1 pseudogene is annotated in these 261 nt (G+C 41.8%); it reads right to left on the bottom strand.

Annotation, left to right across the window (positions count from 1 at the left end):
• Positions 1-260 (bottom strand): annotated as a pseudogene (locus LJE08_RS14165) (hypothetical protein); the annotation flags it as partial.
• Position 261 lies beyond the last annotated feature (1 nt).

Below are 261 nucleotides of genomic sequence, written 5' to 3'. Positions count from 1 at the left end.
CTCATAGGAACAACAAATGCCTTGTTGTGAAAAATTGTTATAATCAGTCCGAAATGCTGGTATCCTATTTCACTAATATACGCTTCTCCGAAATCTATGTAACAGATATCTCCGACACGAATATCCACCCCAAGCTCTCCACAGCTTCCCGCATGACGGCGTTCTCTCAAATTCTGTTCGGATACAAGTCTGGGTATTGCCTCCTTTACGCTCAAAGCAGCATAATCCATGCTCTTTTCCTCAATATAACATTTCCACAAG

Source organism: Holdemanella sp. DFI.5.55 (assembly GCF_020593575.1).
GTDB classification, from domain to species: domain Bacteria; phylum Bacillota_I; class Bacilli_A; order Erysipelotrichales; family Erysipelotrichaceae; genus Holdemanella; species Holdemanella hominis.
Note: the sequence above shows the minus strand (reverse complement) of the source record. Positions and strands in the feature narration are given on the sequence as shown.